We start from the raw sequence: 25,378 nt of genomic DNA, 5'->3' as shown, positions 1-25,378 counted from the left end.
GCCAACGTCGAACTCACTTGCCGGAGCGGGCGACTCAGTTGCCTGGAGGGGCGACTCGCGGGTTGGGGGGTTGGGTGGCCAGCCATTTGCGGGCCTTCTTCGCGGCGCGCTTGAGGGCTGAGCGTTCGCCGAAGTAGTCGGCGGCCATGCCGACGACGGGCAGCAGGCCGATGGCCTTGTGGTAGAAGCGGCCCTGCGGTCGTTTGTCCAGCTCATCGCCCAGGGCGAACAGGGTGCGGCCGAAGCGCCAGAGGGTGCGGCCCGCGGCTTTGACGGTGATCTTGCCGTGCTTCTCCGAACTTTCCCGGAGTTCTTCGGTCAGCTCGGCGGCCGCCGCGTCCTCTTGTTCGTCGGTCAGGTCATCGCCGTGGCCCGCGGCCAGCTGTGGGTCGATGTCGCGGTCGAAGAGGATCTTGGCGATCAGCCTGACCCGGTCGGCTTGGGAGTCGAAGCCGTGTTCCGAGGCGATCGCGGACAGGAGCAGGCCCTGGCCCGCTGTCGCGAGCGCGTCCTGGATGGGGAGGCGGTCGGCCAGGGCGCCGCCGAGGCCGGGGATCGAGGCCAGCAGCACGGTGAACCGGCCGACCCGGTTGACCCACCAGCTGTCGCGGTCGTCCACCGACATCGCGTCCCAGGCGTCGGTGCCGGGGACCTTCACGCTTTCCAGGCCGTCGAGCAGCTTCTCCAGCCGGTTCCGGTCGACCTTCTCGAGCTGCTTGCCGTCCTCGATGTCGCCGGAGCTCAGTTCGCCCGACTTCGGCAGCACCCGGCGGACCAGGCCCAGGGGGTCGGACTCGCGCAGCGCGTCGAGCATCGGGGTCGTCGCCCGGACGAACGGGCGCAGGACGTTGACGACCTGCTTGTCGGTGATGACCTCACCCACGGTTGTTCCCCTTCGACCGCTCGAGCGTCGCCTTCGCCAGCACGTCGCCGATCTTCACCGCCGCCGGGAAGGCCCCGGCCGCGAGCAGCAGGAGGGTACGCCAGTCGGCCAGCACGATCCGGTCGCCACCCGGGGCGACGAGCAGAAACGCCAGAAGAGTCCCCAACCAGGCGAACAGCGGGCCCGCCGCGACCGCTGTCCGCAGGGAGAACCGGGACGCGGCGACGACCAGCCACGGCATGGTGAACGCGGCCAGCAGCACGGTCACTGGGAACGGGATCGACGCCAGGTTCGGCAGCACCCGCCCGTCGAGCCGCAGCGGCAGGAAGAACAGCTCGACGACCGCGAGCACCACGCTGAGCAGCAGCAGGCCGCCGTAGCGCAGGCGATCGCCGAGGGTCACCGGTCGGCGCCCACGTGCTCGACCGGCGCGAGACCGCCGAACAGGTCGCTGTCGGCGTCGCCGGTCGCGTCGTCGGCGAGGACGTAGAACTCCTCGTCGACGACCGGCTGGGCGAGCCCGTTGGACAGCGCGTAGCTGTGGGTGCCGTCGGTCCCCTGCCACACGCAGATCTGCGTGGCGTGCGCCTGCAGGGCGCGCAGCTTCGCGGGGAGGTGGTCGGCAATGTTGACCCGGGTGGTGATCTCCGAGTCGTCCACGACGGGCAGCTCACCCGCCGCGGGCAGCTTGAACGGCAGGTCGGAGACGGTGGCGAGGTCGGCGAGCCCGGCCTCCGTGGCCTGCTTGGACGCCACGGTGTAGTACATCCGCAGCACGTCGGGGGCGCCCTTCGCGGCGGCGACGGTGATCTCGTGGGCGCGGATGTGGTCGGGGTGGCCGTAGCCGCCGTCCGGACCGTAGGTGATCACGACCTGGGGCCGGACGTCGGCGAGGATCGCGGCCAGCGCGTCGGTCTGCTCGGCGATGTCGCCTCCGGCGAAGGCCCGCGGGTGGTTGTTCGCCTCGGTGCCGCCCATGCCCGAGTCGCGCCAGCGGCCCATGCCGCCGAGGTAGCGGTGGTCGGAGACACCGAGAGCGGCGCACGCGGTCCGCAGCTCGCCGACCCGGTATCCGCCGAGCTGGTCGGCGGCGTCGGCGGCGAGCTGGCCCAGCGAGCCGGGGATGATCTCGCCCTCTTCCCCGAGGGTGCAGGTGACCAGGGTGACCTGCACGCCCGCGGCGGCGTAGCGGGCGATCGTCCCGCCCGTGCACAGGCTCTCGTCGTCGGGGTGGGCGTGGACGAGCAGCAGTCGTGGTGGGGCTGTCAACATCGGATTCAGCCTATGCGCAAGTAGGGCGACGAGAGTGCGGGCTTTGTACGCCACGCACCGACGTCGAATGGCCGACGCGGGAGTCACAACTTGGAGTCCCCCGACCGTCGAACCCTACTACGCCAGGCTCCCGCGCTCCTCGGCGAAGTGGCAAGCGGAGAACGTGGCGCCGTGCCGGACCAGCCGGGGCTCGTCGACGGCGCAGATGTCCTGGGCCTTCCAGCACCGGGTGCGGAAGCGGCAGCCCGACGGCGGGTCGGCCGGGTTCGGCACATCGCCCGCGAGGACGATCCGCTTGCGCCGCCGCTCGCGCTTCGGGTCCGGCACCGGCACCGCGGAGAGCAGGGCCTGGGTGTACGGGTGGGTGGCCCGGTTGTAGATCGCCTCCCGGTCGCCGATCTCGACGATCTTGCCCAGGTACATCACCGCCACCCGGTGCGAGATGTGCCGGATGACCGACAGGTCGTGGGCGACGAACAGGTACGCGAGCCCGAGCTTGCGCTGCAGTTCCTCCAGCAGGTTCACCACGCCCGCCTGCACGGAGACGTCGAGCGCGGACACCGGTTCGTCGAGCACGACCAGCTTCGGGTCGAGCGCGAGCGCGCGGGCGATGCCGATGCGCTGGCGCTGGCCGCCGGAGAACTCGTGCGGGTACCGGTTGCGGTGCTCGGGGTTGAGCCCGACCAGCTCCAGCAGCTCGTCGACGCGGCGCTGGGTGCCCTTGGCGCTGTCGGTCCCGTGCACACGAAGGGGTTCGGCGACGATGTCGTTGACCTGCCAGCGCGGGTCGAGCGAGGCGTACGGGTCCTGGAAGACGATCTGCATGTCGCGGCGCAGGGCGCGCAGCGGCCCGGGTCGCATAGTGGTCAGCTCGTGGCCGTCGAAGACCACGGAACCGGACGTCGGCCGGTGCAGCTGCAGGATGGCCCGGCCGGTGGTGGACTTGCCGCAGCCGGACTCGCCGACCAGGCCGAGCGTCTCGCCGCGGCGCACCGCGAAGGTCACCCCGGCGACGGCCTGCACCTGCCCGACCGTGCGCGGGATGATGCCGCCGCCGCGCACGGGGAACGACTTGACCAGGTCACGGACCTGCAGCAGGGGCGTGGTCATCGGTTCGGCCTCTCGCCGCTGCGCAGCCTGCGCTCGACGACCGCGAGGTCCTCGGCGACGGGCAGGTCGTGGTCGGCCGCGGTCAGCGCGGCCGGGTTCTCCAGCACGCCGATCTCGTCGTGCGCGAAGAGGTCCTGCGGCCTGCGCAGGGTGGCCAGGTGCTGCCAGCGGTGGCAGCGGGTGAAGTGGTCCCGCCCGTCGGCAGGCGTCAGCGCGGGTTCGTCGGTGTGGCAGGCGTCGATCACCAGCGGGCAGCGCGGGGAGAACGCGCAGCCGGTCGGCAGGTTGATCAGCGACGGCGGCGTCCCCTTGATCGGGGTCAGCCGCCTGCCCAGCACCGCCGGGTTGGGCAGCGACCCGAGTAGGCCGACGGTGTAGGGCATCCGCGGGTACTCGAACAGGCCGTCGACGGGCGCCGACTCGACGACGGTGCCGCCGTACATGACCTGGACCCGGTCGACCATGCCCGCCACGACCCCCAGGTCGTGGGTGATCATCACAATGGCCGCGGCCGTCTCGTCGCGGATGCGCAGCAGCGTCTCCAGGATCTGCGCCTGCACGGTGACGTCGAGCGCGGTGGTCGGCTCGTCGGCGATGATCACGTCCGGGTCGTTGATGATCGCCATCGCGATGACCACGCGCTGGCGCATGCCGCCGGAGAACTCGTGCGGGTACTGCGTGGCGCGGCGGGCGGGCTGCGGGATGCCGACCAGCGCCAGCGCCTCGACCGCCTTGGCCCACGCGGCTTTGCGCGAGACGGTGTGGTGCGCGCGGTAGGCCTCGGCGAGCTGCCAGCCGATGGTGAACACCGGGTTCAGCGAGGTCATCGGGTCCTGGAAGATCATCCCCACGCCGTTGTTGCGCACGCTCCGCAGCTGCTTGTCCGACAGCCCGACCAGTTCGCGGTCGCGGTAGCGGATGGACCCGGTCACCTTGGCGTTGCGTGGAAGCAGGCCCATGACCGCCATCGACGAGACCGACTTGCCGGAGCCGGACTCGCCGACGATGCCGAGGACCTCGCGCGGGCGCAGCGAGTACGACACCGACCGGACCGCGCGGACGTCGCCGTCCTCGGTCGGGAAGGTGACGGAGAGGTCGTCGACGGCGAGCACCGGGTCGGCGAGCACGGGGGCCATCAGGCACGCACCTTCGTCTGCCTGGGGTCGAACGCGTCGCGCAGCCCGTCGCCGATGAAGTTCACCGCGAGCGAGAGCAGCACGATGACGACGAACGGGCCCCAGAACAGCCAGGGCCGCAGGGTGATCTGCGAGTAGTTCTCGCTGATGATCAGCCCGAGGGAGGTGTCCGGGGACTGGACCCCTAGGCCGATGAACGAAAGGGCCGTTTCCGAGAGCACCGCGGTGGCGACGGCCAGGGTGGCGTTGACCGTGATGCTGCCGACCATGTTGGGCACGAGGTGCCGGAAGATGATCCACCGGGTTCCCGCGCCCGCCGCCCGCGCGGCCTCGACGAACTCCCGCTGGGCCAGCGACATCGTCTCGCCGCGGGTGATCCGCGCGACCTGCATCCAGCCGAACGCGGCGAGGATGACCGCGACCATGTACCAGCTGCCGTCGAGCGCGCGGACCAGGATCGCCGCGACCGCGATCTGCGGGATGATCAGCATGAGGTCGGTGAACCGGCTGATCGCGCCGTCGACGAACCCGCGCAGGTAGCCGGCGAGCGCGCCGAGGACGACCCCGACGACCGTCGAGCCGACCGCGACGACGACCGCGATCTGCACCGAGAGCCGGGTGCCGCGGATGAGCTGGGCGAGCATGTCGTTGCCCGCCTGGATGGTGCCCAGCGGGTGCGCCGGGCTCGGCGGGAGGTAGCCGGGGCTGCGGGTGTCGTCCACGGCGACGGTCCAGAACAGGGGGCCGAGAAAGCCGAACGCGACGACCAACAGGAACACCGCCAGGCTGGCCACGGCCAGCCGGTGCCGGAAGAACCTGCGCAGGATCACCGTGCGCCGCTTGCGCGCCTTGGTGGCGTCGAACTCGCTGGGCCCGTGCGTGACTGCCGGGAGGACCGGGAGGGGCAGGTCGCTAGGCAAGGCGGATCCTCGGGTCGAGGATGCCGTACAGGATGTCGGCAGCCAGGTTGAACAGCACGACGAGCGTGGCCGTGACCATCAGCCAGCCCATCAGCATGTACGGGTCGAACGAGCGGATCGACTGCACCAGCAGGTGCCCCATGCCCCGCCAGCCGAACACCGTCTCGGTGACGATAGCGCCGGACAGCAGCGCCGCGGAGTTCAGCGAGAACAGGGTCGCCACCGGGATCATCGCGTTGCGGAACGCGTGCCGGAAGATCACCCGGCTCTGCGAGATCCCCTTGGCCCGCGCGGTGCGCACGTAGTCCGAGTGCAGGGTCTCCAGCATCGACGCCCGCTGGAACCGGCTGTACGCGGCGAAGCTGATCAGCGTGAGGGTCAGGGTCGGCAGCAGGTAGGTGCCGGTGTAGGAGAAGACCTGCTCGCCGAAGTCGCCCTGGAACCCGCCGGTGGCCGGGCTGACCGTGCTCAGCCACCGGTCCAGGCCCATGCTCTCGAGCACGTTGTTGAACTGGATGCCGTAGTTCTTGAGGATCACCGCGACACAGATGACCGGCATGGAGAACACCAGGAACGCGCTCGACGTGGCCAGGTAGTCCAGGAACGAGTACTGCTTCACGGCGGCGAGCACACCGACCGTCACGCCCAGCACGATGGCCAGGATCTCGGCGCCGACGACGAGTCGCACGGTGATCCACAGCGCCCGCATGGTCGAGTCGAACACGTCGACCTTGGCCTGGCCGAGCGCGATGCTCTGCCCCCAGTCGCCGCCGAGGAAGTCGACGAGCCAGTTCCAGTAGCGCACGATGATCGGCTGGTCGAGGCCCATGCTCGATTCCAGGGCCTTGACCTGGGCCTCGGTGACGCCGGGCCTGCCCCGCAGCTCGGCCGCCGGGTTGCCCGCCGCGGCGACCATGAAGAACGCCAGCATGCTGCCGACCAGCAGGATCGGCGCGGAGATCAGCAGCCGTCGAACGGTATAGCGCAACACGGGTACTCCTTGGTGGCGCCCGGGCGGCGGGGGGTGGCCGCTCGACCCCGGAGCCTGGCGTCGTGCGCCGTCCGGGTGCCCGGGCGGAGAGGCCGGACCGCGGTTCGGCCCCTCCGGTGGTGCGAGCCGCGTCGGGCGGCTGATCGGCTTACGAGGTCTTGATCCACTCGTTGGCGTTCCACAGAGCGCCGTTGTACGACTGGAAGTAGACCTTGTCGATTCCCTTCCACGCCCACATGTTCGGCAGCTGGTAGAGCGGCAGAGAGTAGTTGTCCTCCGCCATCAGCTTGTCGGCCTCGGCGTAGGCGCGGCGGGCGGCGTCCTCGTCGAGTTCGCTGCTCGCCCTGATGTAGGCGGCGTCGACCTTCGGGTTGGCGTAGCCGGACCAGTTCTGGCCGCCGCCGGTGGAGTAGATCGACTTCTGCACCGACTTGAACGGGGCCGCGGACCAGGCGAACAGGGCGATGTCGTAGTCGCCCTGGCTGACCCGGGTGTCGAGGAAGTTCGGGTCGGTGTTGTCGATGATCTCCAGGCCCGCCGGCTTGCACTGGGACATGATCAGCTGCACGGTCTGCTTGCGTCGCGGGATGTCGGTGTGGCTGATCTTGAGCGACACCTTCTCGCCGCCCTTGGTGGCGAATCCGTCGGCGCCGAAGGTGTATCCGGCCGCCTCGAGCGTCGCCTTCGCCGCGGCGGCGTCGCCCTGGTAGGCGGCGTAGTTGTCGGTGTAGCCGTCCTCGCCCTGGAAGAACGCGAGGCTGCCCAGCGGCTTGGCGGTCTCCAGGACCGGCCGGATGAGCTTCTGGGTGAGCTCCTCGCGGTTGACGCACTGCATGAACGCCTTGCGCACGGCCTGGTCGCTGAGCCACTTGTTCTTGAAGTTGAGGTCGAGGTGCTCGAAGCCGAGGCCGTTGGCCGCGCCGAACCGCACGCCTTGGGAGCGCAGGCCGCGCAGCCGCTCGGCGGCGTTCGCGTCGGGCTGGGCCATCGAGTTGACGTCGACCTCGCCGTTCTCCAGCGCCTGGGCCTGGGCGACCTGGTCGGAGATGCCGCGCAGCACCAGCTTGGCCGGTCCCCCGGGCATGCCCTGCCAACGCTCGTTGCGCTCCAGGGTGACGGAGTTGTTCTGCTCGAAGGCGGTGATCTTGTACGGCCCCGAGGACGGCATGAGTGCCGCGTCGTAGCCGTTCCACTTCGTCTTCCAGAACTCGGCGACCTTGTTGAGCGTGGCCTTGTCGCTGGTCAGGGACACCTTGGTGATGTCGGCGACGCCGGTGCCCTGTTCCAGGATGTGCGCCGGGAGCAGGTCGGTCGACATGCCGAAGAGGCTCTTGTAGTCGGGGTAGGTGTCCTCGAAGGTGGCGACCACCTCGAGCGGGGTCGGGCACTGCAGCTTCCCGATCAGCTCATAGCCACTGGTGCCCGCGGCGGTGAAGATGTCCTTGCCCTGGGAGTTCTTGATCTTGCCGGTCTGGCTGAGCCAGGCCAGGTGGAAGTCGTCGCAGTCCCACGGCTCGCCGTCGGACCAGGTCACGCCTTCTTTGATCTTCCACGACACGACCTGGGGCGTCTTACTGATGACGTCGACGGATTCCATCACGTCCTTGTTCAAAAGGACCTTGTTGTTGCCGTCGAGCAGGTGGGCGCCGGAGAGCACCTTGGTGAGCGCGAAGGTGTTGTAGGAGTTGTTGGCGTCCGCCGTGACGTTGTTGTACGCGGTGAACGGGTTGTCGGTCGAGACGATGTAGCTCGCGTCCGTCACCGGCACTTCGGGAGAGGTGTAGTTGGCACCCGACTCGCCCTTGGCGATGGCCATGGCCGCGATGTCGCCGGTCGGTCCGGTGCCGCCACCGTCCTCGGCGCCAGGCCCGGCGCAGCCACTCAGGACGAGCGACGTCCCGAGCACCGCGGCCGCCGCCGACAGAGTGGACCTCTTCACTGGCACTTGCCCTCCTACCCCGATGCCGTCCCCGCGCCGGTCTGACGCGGGCACAGCCTTCTACTCGCCGCCGACGGTGTCTTCGGCGGCGCACTCCCGGCGACGGTAGGAACGAGAAAGGCATCGGTCACCGGTGGACGGGCGATCGTGACCAAAGGGTGACAACCAGCCGGTAGCACGGTAGGTGACCGTTATCATCACTCACTGAGAGCGGGAATGCGGTGACCCGCAGTGGGATCCACCTCCGCCTACTTGGCCGCGCGCCGCCAGGTGGCCGCCCCGGCGAAGGGGCCTGCCAGCGGCGGACCCGCGGTGACGCCGGTCATATCTGTTCGGACGATGAGATCGTCGGCCTCTTGGTACAGCGGCAAAGTCAGGGCTCGGTTCCACAGCACGGGTTCGAGGGCCGCGAGCGCGCTGGCGAGCGGCACCTCGCCGGTCACGGCCGAGTCGATGGTGGCCTGGATGGTCGGGTCGCAGAAGCCGACCGGGTTCGCCGCGATCGGCCCGGGGGCGTCGTCCGACGTCGACGCGCAGCCGAAGCGGGTCGCGAGCGCGGTCGCCGGGTCCTGGCTGACCGGCAGCGGGGCGATGAGCAGGTCGACCGGGTCCTTGGCGGTCGCCGCGGCCGGGAGCGTGGTGAACAGCTCCGCGCCCGGCGGGGAGACCACCTTGACGGTGATACCGGCGGCGGTGAGCTGCTTGCGCAGCTCCGCGGCCATCGCGGCGTAGGCCGGACGGTCCGCGGGCACGGCGATGACCAGGTTGAGCACCGCGTTCGTCGACGTCCAGGTGCCCGCCGTCTTGAGGTACCCGGCCTCGGTGAGCAGGCGCTCGGCGAGTGCGGGGTCCGGTCCGGTGTTGGGCCCGGTCGCGGCATAGCCCGCGGCGCCGGGCGCGAGGACCTGGGCGTTGGCCGTGAGCGCGGACTGCGGGCCGCCGCCAGTGCCCGCTTTGACCAGCGCGCCACGGTCGATGATGGCGGCGATCGCGGAGCGGACCCGCACGTCGGCCATGGCGGGGCTGACCGGGCGCAGCAGCACCGTGGCCACCGACGGCCGCGGGACCGTCTTGTGGGTCACGCTCGCGCCCAGCCCGGCCACCTGCGTGACGCCCTGGGCGCCCAGGGCCGTGAGGGCCAGCTGGTTGTGCGCGGTGCGCAGAGCGCCCGTGATGCCGTTGAGGTCGCCGCGGCGCAGCACGATCCGGTCGAGCGCGGCGGGCGGGTCCCAATAGCGGTCGTTGCGCTCCAGGATGACCTCGCCGCGCACCCGGTCGAGCAGGCGCAGCGAGAACGGGCCGCCGGTGACCGGGTAGTTGTCGGCCAGCACGTTCGCCCAGCCACCCGGGCTGTCCTTGACCAGGTGGGCGGGCAGCAGCGAGGAGAACAGCGAGCGCCAGCCCGGGTAGGGCTTGGCGAAGGTCACCTCGACGACCCGGCCCGCCTCGCGGGCGGAGATGTTGGAGATCAGCCGGTAGCCCATGCCGTCGATGACCCCGGGCTCGTCCCGCAGCCGCTCCCAGAGGTAGACGAAGTCCTCGGCGGCGATGGGCGCCGCGTCAGACCACGACGCCTCGGGCCGCAGCCGGTACGTGACGGTGTACGGCTCGGTGTTGGTGACCTGCGCGGACAGCATGAGCGTCTGGTCGAGCTGGGGCGTGCCGTCCGGGCCGGTGCGGAACACCGACGGCAGCATGGCCTGCGCCAGCGCGGTGGTGACCATGGACTGGTCGGACAGCTTGTGCGGGTTCAGCCCGCCCGCGACGCTGTCCACCCCGACCACGGCCTCGCCGGGGTTGACCGGGCGCGTGGGGGCCGTCTGGGCCACCTCGGTGGTCACCAGGGGCGGCGGCGGGGCGTTCGTGCAGGACGTCAGGCACACGACGGCCGTCGACGCGGCCAGCACCCACCTGCTCTTGCGCACCCCTGCTCCTCCCACAGTGAGCTGGTCGGCCATGGTGCCATGGTCGCCTATCAGTCACCGGTTCGGCCCAGCCAACCGGAAGACGCACAAGCGGCGCCGGGAGTTCCCGACGCCGCCTGTGTGAGATCGGCTACTACTTCGCGTCGCGGGCCTTCTCGCGCGAGCGCGTCCGGCCGCGGGTGGTGGCGTCGAGGATGGTCTTGCGGACCCGGACGAACTCCGGGGTGACCTCGACGCACTCGTCGTTGGCGCAGAACTCCAGCGCCTCTTCCAGGCTCAGCTTGCGCGGCCGGGCCAGCGTCTCCATGACGTCGGCGGAGGAGGAGCGCATGTTGGTGAGCTTCTTCTCCTTGGTGACGTTGACGTCGAGGTCCTCGGCGCGCGGGTTCTCGCCCACGACCATGCCCTCGTAGACGTCGGCGCCCGGCTCGACGAAGAACGTGCCGCGGTCGGCGAGCTGGAGCATCGCGTACGCGGTGACCGGGCCCTGGCGGTCGGCGACCAACGAGCCCGAGTGGCGGCTGCGGATCTCACCGGCCCACGGGGCGTAGCCCTCGAAGATGGCGTTGGCGATGCCCGTGCCGCGGGTCTCGGTCAGGAAGTCGGTGCGGAAGCCGATGAGGCCACGCGACGGGACGACGTACTCGACCTTGATGCGGCCGCTGCCGTGCCCGCCCATGTGCTCCAGGCGGCCCTTGCGGTTGGCCAGGAGCTGGGTGATGGCGCCCAGGTACTCCTCGGGGGCGTCGACCGTCAGGCGCTCGAACGGCTCGCAGAGCTTGCCGTCGATCTGGCGGGTGACGACCTCGGGCTTGCCGACGGTCAGCTCGAAGCCCTCGCGGCGCATCTGCTCGACCAGGATGGCCAGGGCCAGCTCGCCACGGCCCTGCACCTCCCAGGTGTCCGGGCGCTCGGTGTTGAGCACGCGCACGGACACGTTGCCGACCAGTTCGCTGTCGAGGCGGGCCTTGAGCACGCGGGCGGTGAGCTTGCTGCCGCCGCTGCGTCCCTGCAGCGGGGAGGTGTTGCAGCCGATGGTCATCGAGATGGCGGGCTCGTCGACGGTCAGCCGGGGCAGCGCCACCGGGTTGTCGATGTCGGCCAGCGTGTCGCCGATGGTGATCTCGGGGATGCCCGCGATGGCGACCAGCTCGCCCGCGCTCGCCTCTTCGGCGGGGACGCGGTCGAGGGCCTCGGTGACCAGCAGCTCGGTGATGCGGACGTTGGAGACCGAACCGTCCTCACGCAGCCACGCCACGGTCTGGCCCTTGCGGATCTTGCCCGCGTGGATGCGGCACAGCGCGATGCGGCCGAGGAAGCTGGACGCGTCGAGGTTGGTCACCAGCGCGCGCAGCGGCGAGTCGATGTCGGCCTTCGGCGCGGGGATCTTGTCCATCAGCAGGTCGAACAGCGGGTCGAGGTTCTCGCTGTCGGGCAGGCCGCCGTCTTCCGGCTGGTTCAGGCTCGCCCGGCCCGCGCGAGCGGAGGCGTAGACGACGGGGAGGTCCAGCACGGACTCGTCCAGGTCGTCGAGCTCGGAGGCCAGGTCGAGCAGCAGGTCGTGGGTCTCCTCGACGACCTCGGCGATGCGGGCGTCGGGCCGGTCGACCTTGTTCACCACGAGCACGACGGGCAGGCCGGAGGCCAGCGCCTTGCGCAGCACGAAGCGGGTCTGGGGCAGCGGGCCCTCGCTGGCGTCGACCAGCAGGACGACACCGTCGACCATGGCCAGGCCGCGCTCGACCTCGCCGCCGAAGTCGGCGTGGCCGGGGGTGTCGACGACGTTGATGACGATGGGGCCGTCCGGCGTCTGGCGACGCACGGCGGTGTTCTTCGCCAGGATGGTGATGCCCTTTTCGCGTTCGAGCTCACCGGAGTCCATGACGCGGTCGACGAGTTCGGCCCGGGCCTCGAAGGCGCCGGACTGACGCAGCATGGCGTCGACCAGCGTCGTCTTTCCGTGGTCGACGTGCGCGACGATCGCGATGTTGCGGAGATCGTTGCGGCGGAGGTCGGCGGAGGCCAACTCGGCGCTAGCGGTCGCTGTGGGCACGCGCGTGCTCCTGGTTCCTTCTCGGGCGTTTAGGCTCGGGCGTTTAGGGCAGCCCGCAATCGCAGTCAACGCTGAAGGGGGCAGCCGCGCAGCCGAAAGGGCTGCTGATGGCTACCCCAGGATAGCTGGTCCTTTGGTGTGAGCAGCACCACGCGCCGAGTTGGACAGGTTAACCTAACCTAAGCAGCACGTTCAGCCGACCGATGGGGCGTCGCGATATGGGTGCGGGCAAAGGCGCTACACCTGCCGACCGGGTCAAGAAGCTGATGAAAAAGGGCAAGGTCAAGAAGAAGTGCTGCCGGTCGAAGTCGGCATGCAAGAAGTGCCCGGTCCTGGCCCTCAAGCGGGTCAAGGCCGAGATGAAGAAGGCGGCTTAGCGCCCTAGATCGGCTCCATGATCGCCTCGTTGTACGGCGCCAGCTCACGACAAGTGCGCGTCGCGTCGAACGCGATCACCTCGTAGTGCGCCATGCCGCGCAGCGAGAACGGGTCGGTGGCCAGCAACGCCTTGAGTTTGTCCCGGTTCATCGGCCTGACGATGATCACCTTGCCGGTGCGCGGGTCCCGACGCCCCGAGGCCAGGAAGTAGCCGGCCTCGTACTGCTTGCCGACCCACGTGGTGTGGTCCGGCAGCACGTAGTCGATCTCTTGCAGCGGAGCTGTGTAAGTGATCAATACGACGTACATGACCTAAAGGTAAACCTTTGCCAGGGCCCCCGCTGGCCGCTAGCGTGGTATCGATGCGAACTCTCAACGTGACCGAGTGGTGGACCGCCGACCGGCGGCCCTGACCCTGCGTTGAGCAACGACCAGGCCGCCCGATCGGGCGGCCTTTTGGTTTCCGGTCCGGGTGGCGACTGACCGAGGAGACCCGGAATGACCCGCTTGTCCGCCATCACCCCGTCCGGCCACGCCCACATCGGCAACCACCTGGGCGCCATCAGCCGCTGGGCGACCCAGGGCCGCCCGGGCGACCTCTATTTCGTCAGCGACCTGCACGCGATGACGGTGTCCTACAACCCGGCGCGGCTGCGGGTGCTCTCCCGCGAACTGCTGGCGGTGCTGGTGGCGGCGGGGATCGCACCGGAACAGGTCTTCGTCCAGTCCGACCTCGTGCGGGAACTTGGGGCGCTGAGCTGGGTCCTGGAGTGCACCTGCTCCTACGGCGAGGCGGCGCGGATGACCCAGTTCAAACAGAAGTCGGAAGGACAGGGGATGGTCCGGCTCGGGCTGCTCACCTACCCGGTCCTGATGGCCGCCGACATCCTCCTGCAGGGCGCCTCGGAGGTCCCGGTCGGCGACGACCAGGCCCAGCACGTGGAACTGGCCCGAAGTCTGGCCCGCCGCTTCAACTCGACGTACGGGGAGTTGTTCACCGTGCCGTCGGCGGTCACTCCGCCCACCGCGGCCCGAGTGCGGGACCTGGCCGACCCGACCCGGAAGATGTCGAAGTCCACACAGGACACAGCGGGCAGCGTCTTCATCCTGGACGAACCGGACCTGATCCGCCGCAAGATCCGGCGTGCGGTGACGGACGGGCTGGACCGGGTGACGTACTCGCCGGATGACCAGCCGGGGTTGGCGAACCTGCTGGAGATCTTGTCGGCCTGCACCGGGACTCCCCCGCGCGATTTCTCGTTCGGGTCGTACGGGGAGGTCAAGGAGGCGGTGGCGGAGGCGGTGATCGAGGAGTTGCGGCCGATCCGCAAGGGGGCGATGGACCTGTTGGCGGATCAGGAGGAACTCGACCGGATCCGCAAGGCCGGAGCGGAACGGGCGGCCGAACGCGGCGCCCACCGGTTGACCTCCGCGCTGCGGCTGGCTGGGGTCGCTTGAGGTTCCCCAGGGGCCCGCACGCCCTCCGCGTGCGGGCCCCACTCCTACCTGTCTCAGGTGGCGGCCCGCACCAATGCGAACGCCGTGGCGCCGCCGATGATGACCAGCGTTCCGGTGAAGGCCCACCACAATCCGTGTTCACGGTCAAGCAGCCCGGCGACTCCGAACAGAGTCCCGGGCACGCACGCGACCACGCACACCAGAGCTGCGTCGAAGGGGCCGGCGAACACCGGCAGGATCGAGCAGACCGCCCCAAGGACGACCACCCACCACCCCCACTCACGCCGCGACGTCGGCAAGTACAGCAGCAGATTGAGCAGGTTGCCCATCAGCGGATCCGCCCATCGGCATGTCGACCAGATACATGGAAGCGTGGCAGGACCGGACGATTCAGCGGTCGGTGTGAATCCGATTCGGTAGTCATCTGGTAGTCGGTACCCCTGATCGTGGTGGTCGGATCATGCTCACGACACCCGCGGCGGCCGAGTACGGAATCGCGCACCGTTTCTTGATGTCCTGTTCTTCGAATGCTTCCGGCGCGGTGTAGGTCACCTTGATTCCCTGGGTGGCCGAGAATCCCACGACATAGGAGCAGGACGTCGGGGTGTCGGCCACATATGCCGCTGGGAGTTGGGGCAATGTCAACGTCGAGGGCTTGAACGCGGTCGCGTCGGCGGGAGCGGTTCGGTAGGTCTCACCCAAGATGTCGTGGTTGGGGTACGCGACCATCACCAGCGTGGCGGTGCCGGCACCCGCGCCTTTCGTAGCCGTCCAGACGCAGGCGGAACCGCTTCCGTCGGGATAGGGCCTTCCATCGTCCTCGTCGCCAAATCCGTAGTCCTCAAGCTTGAAGACCTTGATCAGCCCACACGGCGACTTCCACAGCTCGCCAAGGCTGATCGGTTCGTCCACCGCCGGTGCTGTCCGAACCGGGCCGGCAGCTGTAGTGGACTGGGAAGTGGAGGCGGGTCTCGGCGATCGTTGTTCCGTGCAAGCCGTCAGGCCCACGAGGATCATGATGGCCGCCAGTCCTCCCATGCGTTTAGACATCGGCCATTGGTCCCCAGGCACGGTCATCCCCCTTGTTCGCGAGCCGTCCACGAGTATGACGCAAGCGAACACTGTGCGGAGTCGCATGGATACGGAAAGGAGTAAAACTACCTAGTTCGGTTGCACCGCGCGGAGGAAAGTCCGCAGCGCAGGGACAAGAACGCGGTCGGCGGGCAACCAGGTGACGGTGTCCAACGTCCCCTCCGTCAGCCAAGCCACCGCCTGGTGGTCATGCGGATGCGGCTCCCCCCGGTCGAGCGACGCGCCGTAGACGCGCAGGATCAGGTCGTCCCGGAGAACCACGTCCGGACCCACCGGCACCGTCGGTGTGACGTCGACTCCCAGCTCCTCCAGGCATTCCCGCCGCACAGCGTCCACATCGGACTCGCCCGGCTCGACGCGGCCGCCCGGCAGTTCCCACAAGCCTGCCGCCTCCGCCGGGTAGGACCGTTGCTGCGCAAGCAATCGGCCACCACGCACGATGGCGGCCCCGACCACGACCCGCGCTCCCCGCAAAGCCGCCGCCTTCGCGTGCACGCGCGCGGTGACGCGGGGCCATGCGCCGCCAGTGGACGGGATTTCCAGCGGTGGCGCGGGAAGCCCGCCCACCCGGACCGCGCGCAGGCCGTCCACACCGAGTTCCACGATCCGCATCCGGGACCACCCGACCCGGATCTCGTCACCCACCCCGACCAACCCCGCGCGCGACGGGTCCAGCACGCCCTCCGCGCCGAACGCCGCTGACAGCGCCCTCATCGGGCGACCCGCCAGGTGACCTGGAAACGGGCGCCGCCCTCGGGGGACTCGCTCACCCGCACCGCGCCACCCCGCCGCCGCACGACCTCCGCGACCAGGGCCAGCCCCAGGCCGGTGCCGCCGCTGCTGCGGGCCCGGTCGTCCTGGATTCGGTAGAAGCGGTCGAACACGCGGGTCCGGTGTTCCTCCGGTATGCCATGGCCGTCATCGTCCACCACCAGCCGGATCGCCTTGCTGGCGACCAGAACGGTGACCGTCACCTGCGCTCGGGCGTGCCGCAGCGCGTTGCGGAGCAGGTTGTCCAGCACCAAGTCCACTTCAGACGGTGCGGCGAGCACCCAGCACGGAGTCGGCGGAACGTGCAGTTGGACGGCGGGACCGTCGCCGCGGCAGCGGGTGGCCGCGTCGGCGGCGGCCAGCGCCAGGTCGACCGGCTCGGCGGGCGGGACCTCCCCCGCGTCCGAGCGGGCCAGCGTCAGCAGCCCGTCCACCAGCGACGACAGCCGCTCCGCCTCGCGGACGACGTCGCTGAGGACCTCCTGGGACAGGTCCGGGTCGGGGTGGGTGACCGCGACCTCGGCCTGCACGCGGATGGACGCCACCGGGGAGCGCAGCTCGTGCGCGGCGTCGCCGGTGAAGCGGCGGAGGCGGTCGGTGGCCTCGTCGCGGCGGGCGAGGAGGGCGTTGAGGGCGCCCGCGAGTGAGCGCAGTTCGTCGTGCGCCTCGGGAATGGGGAGCCTGCGGCCCGCGCCGAGCCTGCCCGCGGCGCTGCGCATGCGTTCCACGGGGCGAAGTGAGGTGCGCACGGCGATCCAGGTCGTCGCGGCCACGGCGGCGGCGACGATGAGGGCGGCGATCAGCAGCCACTGAAGGGCTCGGTGGTGGGCGGCTTCGTAGCCGACGATGCCGGTCCCGGCGACGACCAGCCGCTGGCTGCCGTCGGGCGCGGTGACCACGGTCCCGAGCCAGCGCGCGGGCGGGGCGTCGTTGCCGCGCAGCACCGGAGTGCCCGCTTTGAGGACCCGCACGTCCGCCGGGTCGAGACTCACCGGCGGTCCGCCGTCGACGGGCGTCCCCGCCGTGTCGAGCACCCGGACCTGCAGATGGGGCGACGGCGCCACGGGCTCACCCCGCTCCACCCGCGCGGAGGCCGCCGACAGCGACGTCGAGAGTTCCGCGTCGGCCGAGTCGACCAGCAGCGGGCCGATCATCTTGCTGGTCACCGCGGCCAGTCCGAGCAGCACGGCCAGCGTCACGACCGTGGTGACGATGGTGACCCGGAACCGGATCGTCCGCCGGAGCCAGAGGCCGCGCGGGTCTCTCACCTGGGCCGGACCTGGTCGAGCACGTCGTCGATCTCGCTGGTGGAGGCCAGGTAGCCGTGACCGCGCACGGTGCGCACGATGCCGTCGGCGCCCGCCGCGTCGAGTTTGCGGCGCAGGTAGCCGACGTAGACCTCGACGGCGTTGCGGGTGGCGGCCTGCTCGTCGCCCCAGACCGCGCGCAGCAAGTCGTCCTTGGTGACGACCGCGCCCGCCCGGCCCGCGAGCACGTCGAGGACGGCGAATTCGCGGGGGCTCAGCGCCACCGGCTCACCGCGGAAGCGGACCTCGCGGGTGCCGCGGTCGATCTCCAGGTCGCCGAGGCGGACCTTGCGGCCGGACGCGTCCTCGGCGGTGCGCCGCAGAACCGCGCGCACCTGGGCGACCAGCACGACGAACGAGAACGGCTTGACCAGGTAGCCGTCGGCGCCGAGGTCGAGGCCGTCGGCCTGGTCGACCTCCCCGTCCTTAGCCGACACCAGCAGCACCGGGGTCTCGACACCTTCGGCGCGCAGCCGCTCCAGCACCCGGTAGCCGGACAGGCCCGGCAGCATGATGTCGAGCAGGATCACGTCGAACGTGCCGGTGAGCGCGATCCGCAGCGCGCTGGGCCCGTCCGCGGCCACCACCACGTCCATGCCCTCGGCGGTGAGCCCGCGCTGCAGCGCCCGGCGCACGCCGAGCTCGTCGTCGACCACCAGAACCCGAGGTTTCACCCTGTCATCATGGCCGTCTTCGGTGGAATCGCGCGGCCACTCTCAGCGGGTTCTCAGCGACGGACGCGCTCTCAGCGCCATCTCAGCTCGCCCGGTGCAGTCTCTGTGGTGCGGGAACACAACCCGAACAGGGGAGAACAGCATGGACAGGAAGAGGACGGCACTGACCGTCGCGGCCGCGGGGACGGCCACGGGGGTGGTCGGGCTGATCCTGCTCGCCACGCCCGCCGGTGCGGGCGAACAGCCGCCCGCGCTGCCGGAGATCAGCCCGGAGGCGCTGGTCGAGTCGGTCATCAAGACCGAGAAGATCCCGGCGATGTCGGGGGCGGTCGAGTTCACCAGCGACCTCGGCCTCCCGATCCCGGGTCTGCCGCAGGCGCGGACGGGTGGGGAGGCCGCGCACGTCTACACCGACGGCGAGGGCCGCGCGCGGGTGTCGATCAGCGAGGGCGACTCGGAGCGCACCATCGTGCACGACGGCACCACGACCTGGATCTGGAACTCGGCCGACCGGTCGGTGCAGAAGATGGTGGACGGCGCGCCCGAGCAGAAGTCGGCGGAGCACAAGCTGGCCGACCCGGCCACCGCGGCTCGCGAGTTCATCGGGCTGATGGGCAAGGACAGCACGATCACCGTCGACGGCACCGCGCGTGTCGCCGACCGGCCGGTCTACCAGCTCGTCCTCACCCCGAAGCCGACCGAGCGCACGCTGCTGCGCGAGGTCCGGGTGGCGGTCGACTCCGAGACCCGGCTCCCACTGCGGCTGGAGGTCCTGGCCAACGGGCAGGCCGAGCCCGCCGTGCGGATCGGTTTCACCGACTTCGAAACCGGTGCGCAGGACGCGTCGCTGTTCACCTACACCCCGCCCGCGGGGGCGAAGGTGACCGAGTCGAAGCCGGGCGACCACAAGCCGTCGCCTGCTGAGATGAAGGAGCACCAGAACTTGTTCGACAGCATTGACGGCAAGGCCGTCGGCGAGGGCTGGGACACCGTCCTGGTCGGCAAGGTGCCCGCGGGACTGCTCAACGGTGAGGCCAAGGCAGGCGCCACGGGTGCCAACGACCCGGCGCAGCTGCTCAAGCAGTTCGGCAAGGAGGTCTCCGGACCGTTCGGCACCGGGTACGTCATCAGCTCCAAGGTCGGCACGCTGCTGGTGACGGCCGACGGCCGCGCCGCGCTGGGTGCCGTGCCGCAGCAGGTGCTGGTCGACGCCCTCGGGGCGAAGTGACCGGCGTAACCGGGCTTGGGATGGTCGCGGCTGACGCCGCGGCCATCCCGCTCGCCGCCCGGACCCGGGGTCTGCGCAAGATCTACCGCGGCACGGTCGCGGTGGACCACGTCGACCTCGACGTCCCGATGGGCGCGGTGTTGGGAATGCTCGGCCCCAACGGATCTGGCAAGACCACCACCATCCGGATGCTGCTCGGTCTGGTCATGCCGACGGCGGGCGAGGTCGAGTTGCTCGGCCACCGCCTGCCCGACGGCGCGGCGGCCGCGCTGCCCGAGGTCGGCGCGCTCGTCGAGAGCCCCGGCTTCCACTCGTTCCTCTCCGGCCGGGAGAACCTGCTGCGACTGGCGGCGGCCGAACCGCACCTGCACAGCAGCCGGATTCCCGCCGCTGTCAGCGAATCGCTGGAGCGGGTCGGGCTGACCGGTGCGGCGAACCGGCGCTACAAGGGGTATTCGCTCGGGATGAAGCAGCGCCTCGGCCTGGCCGCCGCGCTGCTGGTCCCCCGCCGCTTCGTCATCCTCGACGAGCCGACCAACGGGCTCGACCCGGCGGGCACCCGCGAGGTCCGGTCGGTCATCGCCGATCTGCATGCCGCGGGCACCACGGTGCTGGTGTCGTCGCACCTGCTGGCCGAGGTCGAGGCGACCTGCACGCACGTCGCCGTGCTCAACCAGGGCACTGTCGTCGCCCAGGGCGAGCTGGCGGAACTGCTCGACTCCGGCAACGCGGGCCTGCTGGTCACCACGCCGGAGATCACGCTCGCCGTGGACGCGTTGCGCGACAACAGGATTCCGGCTCGGGCCGTGCCGGACGGCGTCCGCGCCGACCTGACGGCCACCACCGCGCCCGCCGTCGTGGAGACGCTGGTGCGCGCGGGTGTGCCGGTGCACGAGGTCCGGCGCGACCGCACCGGCCTGGAGGACTTGTTCGCCCGCCTGACCGAGGACGGCGCCGCGGCCGAGGACGCCGAGTTCGACTTGGCCCTGCCGATTCCGGAGGAAGCACGATGACCGCGATGACGCTCGGCGACATCCAGCGCCCCGACGCGCGGCGCGCCCCACTGGGCAGGCTGCTGCGGTCGGAGCTGCGGATGGTCCTGCGCAGACCGCGCACCCTGATCTTGATCGGCCTGTTGGCCTTGGTCCCGGTGATCGCGGGCGTCGGCATCTGGATCGCCACCGACGCGGGGGCGAACAGCGGCAACTCGGTCGAGGAAGGCATAGCCGGGCTGGTCGACGGCAACGGCCTGCTGCTGCCGGTGTTCGCGCTGATCATCGGCCTGAACATGCTGCTGCCGCTGACCGGCGCCATGCTCGCCGCCGACGCGCTGGCGGGCGAGGCGGCGAGCGGCACGATGCGCACGCTGCTGCTGGCCCCGGTGAGCAGGCCGCGGCTGCTGGCGGTGAAGGCGTTCGGTGTCGCCACGGTGACGCTGTTCGTGGTGACGCTGATGGCGGTCACGGGGACGATCGCCGGAGTCATCCTGCTCGGTGGCGACGGGATGATGACGATGTCGGGCACGACGCTGCCGCTGGGCGAGGCCCTGGGGCGCATCCTGCTGACGGTGCTGCTGGTGACGGTGCAGGTGTGGGCGCTGGCGGCGGTCGCGCTGGCGGTGTCGGCGTGGACCGAGCACCCGCTGATCGTGGTCGTGGTCGCGCTGGGCGTGGTCATCCTGTCCGGGGTGCTGAGCGCGATCCCGGCGCTGGACTGGCTGGACCCGGTGCTGATGACGACCAGCTGGATGAGCATTCCCGAGGTGATCCGCGACCCGCTGCCGACCGGGACGCTGACCGAGGGCGTGCTGCGGGCGGCCTGCTACATCGTGATCGGCTACTCGCTGGCACTGTCGCGGATGCTCAGCCGCGACGGCTGAGCACGGCGACTCCGTCGGGGTCGAGGACCAACCGCACCCGGGCGCCGACCTCGGGTGCGTCCGCGATCCCGGCGACGGCATCCACCTGGCGTCCGCCGGTGTCGACGACCAGCCGCACGTGGTCGCGCCGGTGGACGCGGGCAGTGACGGTGACGACGGTCGGCCCGTCCCCCACTCTCAGGGCGGCGGGCCTTAGACCTGCGGTGAGCGGGCCGTCGGGGGCCCAGGGGACTGGGGCGGAGCCGAACTCGCAGGTCAGGACGCCGTTCTCGGCGGTGGCGTCGAGGAAGAGGTCGCAGCCGAGGAACCGCGCGGTGGCCTCGTCGACGGGGCGGCGCCACACCTCGTCGGGCTTGCCGACCTGCACGATCCGGCCCGCGCGCATGACGGCGACCCGGTCGGCGAGGGTGAAGGCCTCATCGTGGTCGTGGGTGACGACGAGCGCCGTGCTGCCGGATTCCCGGAGGAGCCGCGCGAGGTCGATGGCGAGCTGCTCGCGCAGCGCCCGGTCCAAAGCGGACAGTGGCTCGTCGAGCAGGAGCAGCCGGGGATGAGGAGCCAACGCACGGGCGAGCGCGACCCGCTGCTGCTCACCACCGGACAACTCGGTGACGCGGCGGCCGCCGTAACCGCTGAGCCCCACCAACTCCAACATCTCATCGACCCGCTCAGTATCGCCCCTGCCAGAGCCACCTGACTTCCCGCGCCGGGCAGTTGTCCCCGGGGACTCGCCACCTCCGACACCTGCCTCCAAGGACTCGCCGCCTCCGGCAGTTGTCCACAGGGATCCACCGCGCCGGCCAGTTATCCACAGCCCACCCCGCCGCCCCTCCTTTTCGACACCCCCCGCCGATAGACTGGCTGCGGGGCCGCCCCCCAGGGTGGGTGGGGGTTGTTGTGTGGCGCGCATGCGAAGTCCGAAAGAGACGTTGCCTGCGACGTCGCGGTGGGGGAAGAGTTGGCCGTCCTGGAAGACCAGGCCGAAGCCTCTGCGGTGGATGGGGATTCCCGCGAGGTCGTTGCCATTCCAGGAGATCGTGCCGTTGGTGGGGCGTTCCAGGCCGGCGATCGCCCGCAGCAGGGTGGATTTGCCGCAGCCGGAGGGCCCCAGCAGCGCCACCACCTCACCGTCGGCGATCTCCAAGTCCACCTCCGACACCGCGAGAATGGGACCGTAGGCCACGTCCAGCCGGTCGACCTTGAGCATCAGAACTCCCCCACCGAACGGACTCGCAGGCGTTCCACCAGCAGCACCACCGCGACCGTCACCACCATCAGCATCGTGCAGGCCGCGTAGGCCATCTGGTTGTTCAGCTCCCCCGGGCGCGAGATCAACCGGCCGATCACCACCGGAAGCGTCGCCGAATCCGGGCGCGCGAGGAAGCTCGTCGCGCCGAATTCGCCCAGAGCCACGACGAAGCCGAACGCGGCGGCGGCGAGCAAAGACCGGCCCGCCAACGGGATATCGACCTCGCGCCACACCCGCCACGGGCTCGCGCCAAGCGAGCCCGCCGCCTGACGCAGGCGCGGGTCGACCGAGCGCAGGACGGGCAGGATCATCCGGATCACCAATGGTGTCACCACGATCGCCTGCGCCAGCGGCACCAGCGCGGCCGATGTCCGCAGGTCGCCGGGGAGGGCGTCCAGGGTGATCAGGTAGCCGAAGCCGACGGTCACCGCGGATACGCCGAGCGGCAACATCAGGGCCGTGTCGAGCGTGTCGACGAAACCCGGATGGGCGCGGCTTCGCCCCAGCGACACCAACACCACCGACGCGGACACACCCAGCACCAGGGCCAGCAGCGTCGCGTCCGTCGCCGCGCGCAGCGAGTTCATCGCGGCGTCGATGCCGGAGATCTGCAGCGAGCCGCGGAAGCCCGTGCCGGACAGCGCCCGGTAGCCCTCCAGGCCCCAGCCGTCTGATGTGGACAGTGAGCGGACGACCAGCGCGACGATCGGCACCATCAGCGACGCCACCACGGCGTAGGCCGCGCCCGCCACCCACCACTCGCCGCCGCGGGGGCGCCGAGTGGTTTCCGTGCGGGCGCGCAGCGCCATCGCGGTCTCCCGGCGGCGACGCGCGAGAGCCGCGAGCACCAGGACCGAGACGACGGCGGTGATCTGGATCAGCGACAGGGCCGCCGCACCGGACAGGTCGAGCAGGTCGACCGTCCGCAGGTAGATCTCCGTCTCCAGCGTGCGGTACCGGGCTCCGCCGAGCAGGAGCACCACACCGAAACTGGTGGCACAGAACAGGAACACGATGGCCGCGGCGGACCCGATCGCGGGTCGCAGCGCGGGCAGGGTCACCGAGGTGAAGGCCCTCAGCGGCGATGCCCCGAGCGCACGGGCGGCGTCCTCGGCCCGGCGGTCAAGGTGTGACCAGAGGCCTGCGACGGTCCGGGCTACCACGGCGACGTTGAAGAAGGCGTTGGCCAGCACGATCGAGAGCACGCCGCCGTCGGGCATCAGTGACCGGAAAGCCAGCCCGACGACCACGGTCGGCAACACGAACGGCACCAGGATCGCGGCCCGCACGACGGCGATGCCCGGCAAAGCGCAGCGGGCCAACAGGAACGCCACCGGCATCGCGGCGATGACCGCGACCACAGTGGACGCCGCCGCCTGGGCGACGGTGAACAGCACCACCGCCCACGTGTCCGACGAGCCGAGAACCCTGGCCAGCCCACTGGACCCGAGGCCGCGCTGGATGATCGCGGCCACGGGCCAGAGGAAGAAGACCGCCAGAAAGCCCAACGGCACCAGCCCGAGCAGTGCCGGGCCGGTGCCGTCCGGCAGTCTCAGCCGCGAACGGCCGCGCGCCACTGTTCGATCCACCGCTCCCGGTTGGCCGCGATGTCCGGCGCGGGCAGCGTGGCCGCGTTCTCCGCGGGCGGGGCCGCCGCCCACGCGGCGGGCAGCTGCACGCCCTCACGGGTCGGGTAGACGTACATCTTGTCCGGCACCTTGCTCTGGAAGTCCGCCGACAGCAGCAGATCCAGCACCTTGCGGGCGCCCTCGGTGTTCTTCGCGCCGGTCAGCACACCCGCGTACTCGACCTGCTTGAAGCAGGTGTCGAGCAGCGCGGCCGTGCGCGGCTTGCCCTTGTCGTCGAGTTCGGCCGACGGCGACGAGGCGTAGGAGACGACCAGCGGCCGCTTCCCCTTGCCCGACGAGCCCGAGAACTCCTGCGTGTAGGCCTCTTCCCAGCCGCTGACGACCTTGACCCCGTTGGCCTTGAGGCGCGCCCAGTAGCCCTGGAAGTCCTTCTGGCCGTACTGCGAGACCGTCGCCAGCAGGAACGCCAGACCAGGCGAGGACGTCGCCGGGTCCTCGACGACCAGCAGGTCCTTGTACTTCGGGTCGGCCAAGTCCTCCAGCGAGGTCGGCGCGGGGACGTTCGCGGCGGCCAACGCGGCCGGGTCGACGTTGACGCACACGTCACCGAAGTCGACCGCGGTGAGCCTGCCGGTGTCGTCGACGGCGTAGCGCTGCGGGCCCTTGTCGGCCTCCGGGCTGCGGTACTCCGCGAAGACGCCCTCGTTGAGCGCACGGGAGGCGAAGGTGTTGTCCACACCGAACGCCACGTCACCCAGCGGGCTGGCCTTGGTGAGCACCAGCTGGTTGGTCAGCGCGCCGGCGTCGCCGCTCTTGCGGACCTCGACGGTGATGCCGGTGTCGGCTTTGAACTTGTCGAACACGGCCTGGTCGTACTCGAACGAGTCATGGGTGACCAGGACGACCTTGCCGTCGGTGGCATCGGAGCCGAACAGCGAGCAGCTCGCGGTCATGGCCACGGACAACGCGACGGCGGTCAGGGTGAAGAGCCTGCGCATGGATCTGTTTCCTCCTCGGGGCGTGGGCACGCCACGAGAACCTCCCTGCGCCGGCATGACCCGGATCAGGTGTGGACGGTCGAGGGCACGCCCCTCCTCTCAGTCCTGGGCGGCGCTTGCGGCTGACACGCTGCCCGGGACTCCCGTGGCGGTGACGAGCGTACGCCCCGGGTTCGGGCCACTATGGGGGTCATGCCCCAACCATTGAGCGAGCAGGAACTTGGAATCGCCCTCGAGACGCTGCCGGACTGGACGTTCCGCGACGGCGCGCTCGTGCGCGAGGTCGAGCTGAACGGGTTCTCCCAGGCCATCCAGGTGGTGAACCGGGTCGCCGAGGTCGCCGAGAACAACAACCACCACCCGGACATCGACATCCGCTGGGCCACGCTGACGTTCCGGTGCAGCACGCACTCGGAGAACGCGATCACGGCCCTGGACGTCGGCCTCGCCGAGGAGATCGACGGGATCATCGACGCCATCCGGGACTGACCCCGGTGCGGCGGGTGGCCGCCGCACCGGGTGTCAC

General features: G+C 70.4%; 25 protein-coding genes. 6 read left to right on the top strand and 19 right to left on the bottom strand.

The window, feature by feature from the left end; genetic code table 11:
* Positions 1-34 precede the first annotated feature (34 nt).
* The 10 genes from C8E96_RS12420 to typA all read right to left on the bottom strand — a co-directional run bounded on the left by C8E96_RS12420 (position 35) and on the right by typA (position 12,229).
* Positions 35-883 (bottom strand): hypothetical protein, encoded by an 849-nt coding sequence (locus C8E96_RS12420; RefSeq protein ID WP_091378417.1) that lies wholly within the window; start codon positions 881-883, stop codon positions 35-37.
* Positions 876-1,286 carry a hypothetical protein gene (locus C8E96_RS12415; RefSeq protein ID WP_091378419.1) on the bottom strand — a complete coding sequence of 137 codons (411 nt, stop codon included), beginning with the start codon at positions 1,284-1,286 and terminating at the stop codon, positions 876-878. The genes C8E96_RS12420 and C8E96_RS12415 overlap by 8 nt, the downstream gene beginning before the upstream one ends.
* Positions 1,283-2,155 (bottom strand): N-acetyl-1-D-myo-inositol-2-amino-2-deoxy-alpha-D-glucopyranoside deacetylase, encoded by an 873-nt coding sequence (gene mshB / locus C8E96_RS12410; protein WP_091378422.1) that lies wholly within the window; start codon positions 2,153-2,155, stop codon positions 1,283-1,285. Before mshB ends, C8E96_RS12415 begins: the two co-directional genes overlap by 4 nt.
* A 117-nt stretch (positions 2,156-2,272) precedes the next feature.
* Positions 2,273-3,265, bottom strand: coding sequence for an ABC transporter ATP-binding protein (locus C8E96_RS12405; protein WP_091378425.1), 993 nt, complete (start codon positions 3,263-3,265; stop codon positions 2,273-2,275).
* The gene (locus C8E96_RS12400) at positions 3,262-4,401 is read right to left on the bottom strand and encodes an ABC transporter ATP-binding protein (RefSeq protein WP_091378428.1); all 1,140 of its coding nucleotides are present in this window, start codon (positions 4,399-4,401) and stop codon (positions 3,262-3,264) included. The genes C8E96_RS12405 and C8E96_RS12400 overlap by 4 nt, the downstream gene beginning before the upstream one ends.
* Positions 4,401-5,321 (bottom strand): ABC transporter permease, encoded by a 921-nt coding sequence (locus C8E96_RS12395; protein ID WP_091378432.1) that lies wholly within the window; start codon positions 5,319-5,321, stop codon positions 4,401-4,403. Before C8E96_RS12395 ends, C8E96_RS12400 begins: the two co-directional genes overlap by 1 nt.
* Positions 5,314-6,312, bottom strand: coding sequence for an ABC transporter permease (locus C8E96_RS12390; protein WP_091378435.1), 999 nt, complete (start codon positions 6,310-6,312; stop codon positions 5,314-5,316). The genes C8E96_RS12395 and C8E96_RS12390 overlap by 8 nt, the downstream gene beginning before the upstream one ends.
* Before the next feature lie 148 nt (positions 6,313-6,460).
* Entirely contained in the window at positions 6,461-8,251 is a 1,791-nt protein-coding gene (locus C8E96_RS12385) for an ABC transporter family substrate-binding protein (RefSeq protein WP_324187097.1), read from the bottom strand.
* A 248-nt stretch (positions 8,252-8,499) separates the two neighbouring features.
* Complete coding sequence (locus tag C8E96_RS12380) at positions 8,500-10,176, bottom strand: ABC transporter family substrate-binding protein (RefSeq protein WP_228770026.1); 1,677 nt, start codon at positions 10,174-10,176, stop codon at positions 8,500-8,502.
* Positions 10,177-10,309: 133 nt separating this feature from the next.
* Entirely contained in the window at positions 10,310-12,229 is a 1,920-nt protein-coding gene (typA, locus tag C8E96_RS12375) for a translational GTPase TypA (RefSeq protein ID WP_091378444.1), read from the bottom strand.
* A gap of 203 nt (positions 12,230-12,432) precedes the next feature.
* On the opposite strand from typA, the gene C8E96_RS33210 reads away from it, so the two are divergent.
* Positions 12,433-12,606: a hypothetical protein gene (locus C8E96_RS33210; RefSeq protein WP_166657961.1), complete on the top strand. Its 174-nt coding sequence runs from the start codon at positions 12,433-12,435 to the stop codon at positions 12,604-12,606.
* 4 nt (positions 12,607-12,610) lie between these two features.
* Here C8E96_RS33210 and C8E96_RS12370 read toward each other — a convergent pair whose 3' ends face one another.
* On the bottom strand, positions 12,611-12,916 hold the full coding sequence (locus C8E96_RS12370; RefSeq protein ID WP_091378447.1) for a YciI family protein: 306 nt from the start codon (positions 12,914-12,916) through the stop codon (positions 12,611-12,613).
* A 189-nt stretch (positions 12,917-13,105) separates the two neighbouring features.
* Here C8E96_RS12370 and trpS point away from each other — a divergent pair, with 189 nt between their 5' ends.
* Positions 13,106-14,065 carry a tryptophan--tRNA ligase gene (gene trpS, locus C8E96_RS12365; protein WP_091378450.1) on the top strand — a complete coding sequence of 320 codons (960 nt, stop codon included), beginning with the start codon at positions 13,106-13,108 and terminating at the stop codon, positions 14,063-14,065.
* A gap of 53 nt (positions 14,066-14,118) precedes the next feature.
* Here trpS and C8E96_RS12360 read toward each other — a convergent pair whose 3' ends face one another.
* The 5 genes from C8E96_RS12360 to C8E96_RS12340 all read right to left on the bottom strand — a co-directional run bounded on the left by C8E96_RS12360 (position 14,119) and on the right by C8E96_RS12340 (position 17,909).
* The gene (locus tag C8E96_RS12360) at positions 14,119-14,394 is read right to left on the bottom strand and encodes a hypothetical protein (protein WP_091378453.1); all 276 of its coding nucleotides are present in this window, start codon (positions 14,392-14,394) and stop codon (positions 14,119-14,121) included.
* 91 nt (positions 14,395-14,485) lie between these two features.
* Positions 14,486-15,082, bottom strand: coding sequence for a DUF3558 family protein (locus tag C8E96_RS12355; RefSeq protein WP_166657960.1), 597 nt, complete (start codon positions 15,080-15,082; stop codon positions 14,486-14,488).
* Positions 15,083-15,226: 144 nt separating this feature from the next.
* Entirely contained in the window at positions 15,227-15,871 is a 645-nt protein-coding gene (locus C8E96_RS34475; protein WP_324187098.1) for a (deoxy)nucleoside triphosphate pyrophosphohydrolase, read from the bottom strand.
* Entirely contained in the window at positions 15,868-17,196 is a 1,329-nt protein-coding gene (locus C8E96_RS12345) for a sensor histidine kinase (RefSeq protein ID WP_091378459.1), read from the bottom strand. Before C8E96_RS12345 ends, C8E96_RS34475 begins: the two co-directional genes overlap by 4 nt.
* Entirely contained in the window at positions 17,193-17,909 is a 717-nt protein-coding gene (locus C8E96_RS12340; protein ID WP_091378463.1) for a response regulator transcription factor, read from the bottom strand. The genes C8E96_RS12345 and C8E96_RS12340 overlap by 4 nt, the downstream gene beginning before the upstream one ends.
* A 142-nt stretch (positions 17,910-18,051) precedes the next feature.
* Here C8E96_RS12340 and C8E96_RS12335 point away from each other — a divergent pair, with 142 nt between their 5' ends.
* The 3 genes from C8E96_RS12335 to C8E96_RS12325 are packed head-to-tail and all read left to right on the top strand — an operon-like array spanning position 18,052 to position 21,016.
* On the top strand, positions 18,052-19,137 hold the full coding sequence (locus C8E96_RS12335) for a LolA family protein (RefSeq protein WP_091378466.1): 1,086 nt from the start codon (positions 18,052-18,054) through the stop codon (positions 19,135-19,137).
* A gap of 20 nt (positions 19,138-19,157) precedes the next feature.
* Positions 19,158-20,150, top strand: a complete 993-nt coding sequence (locus tag C8E96_RS12330; protein ID WP_091378468.1) for an ABC transporter ATP-binding protein — start codon at positions 19,158-19,160, stop codon at positions 20,148-20,150.
* The gene (locus tag C8E96_RS12325) at positions 20,147-21,016 is read left to right on the top strand and encodes an ABC transporter permease subunit (RefSeq protein ID WP_228770027.1); all 870 of its coding nucleotides are present in this window, start codon (positions 20,147-20,149) and stop codon (positions 21,014-21,016) included. Before C8E96_RS12330 ends, C8E96_RS12325 begins: the two co-directional genes overlap by 4 nt.
* On the opposite strand, the gene C8E96_RS12320 is transcribed toward C8E96_RS12325, so the two are convergent.
* From C8E96_RS12320 to C8E96_RS12310, 3 genes are read right to left on the bottom strand one after another with little or no spacing between them, the layout of a single operon-like run.
* Complete coding sequence (locus C8E96_RS12320) at positions 21,000-22,223, bottom strand: ABC transporter ATP-binding protein (protein WP_091378472.1); 1,224 nt, start codon at positions 22,221-22,223, stop codon at positions 21,000-21,002. The two genes, C8E96_RS12325 and C8E96_RS12320, sit on opposite strands and share 17 nt — an antisense overlap.
* Entirely contained in the window at positions 22,223-23,782 is a 1,560-nt protein-coding gene (locus C8E96_RS12315) for an ABC transporter permease (RefSeq protein ID WP_091379409.1), read from the bottom strand. Before C8E96_RS12315 ends, C8E96_RS12320 begins: the two co-directional genes overlap by 1 nt.
* Before the next feature lie 35 nt (positions 23,783-23,817).
* Positions 23,818-24,852, bottom strand: a complete 1,035-nt coding sequence (locus C8E96_RS12310; protein ID WP_091378475.1) for a thiamine ABC transporter substrate-binding protein — start codon at positions 24,850-24,852, stop codon at positions 23,818-23,820.
* A gap of 192 nt (positions 24,853-25,044) precedes the next feature.
* Here C8E96_RS12310 and C8E96_RS12305 point away from each other — a divergent pair, with 192 nt between their 5' ends.
* A complete protein-coding gene (locus C8E96_RS12305) occupies positions 25,045-25,341 on the top strand; it encodes a 4a-hydroxytetrahydrobiopterin dehydratase (RefSeq protein ID WP_091379413.1) in 297 nt (98 codons plus the stop codon).
* The last annotated feature ends 37 nt before the right edge of the window (positions 25,342-25,378 follow it).

The organism is Actinokineospora alba (genome assembly GCF_004362515.1).
GTDB lineage: Bacteria > Actinomycetota > Actinomycetes > Mycobacteriales > Pseudonocardiaceae > Actinokineospora > Actinokineospora alba.
The sequence above is the reverse complement of the archived record's forward strand: the minus strand, read 5'-3'. Positions and strand labels throughout refer to the sequence as shown.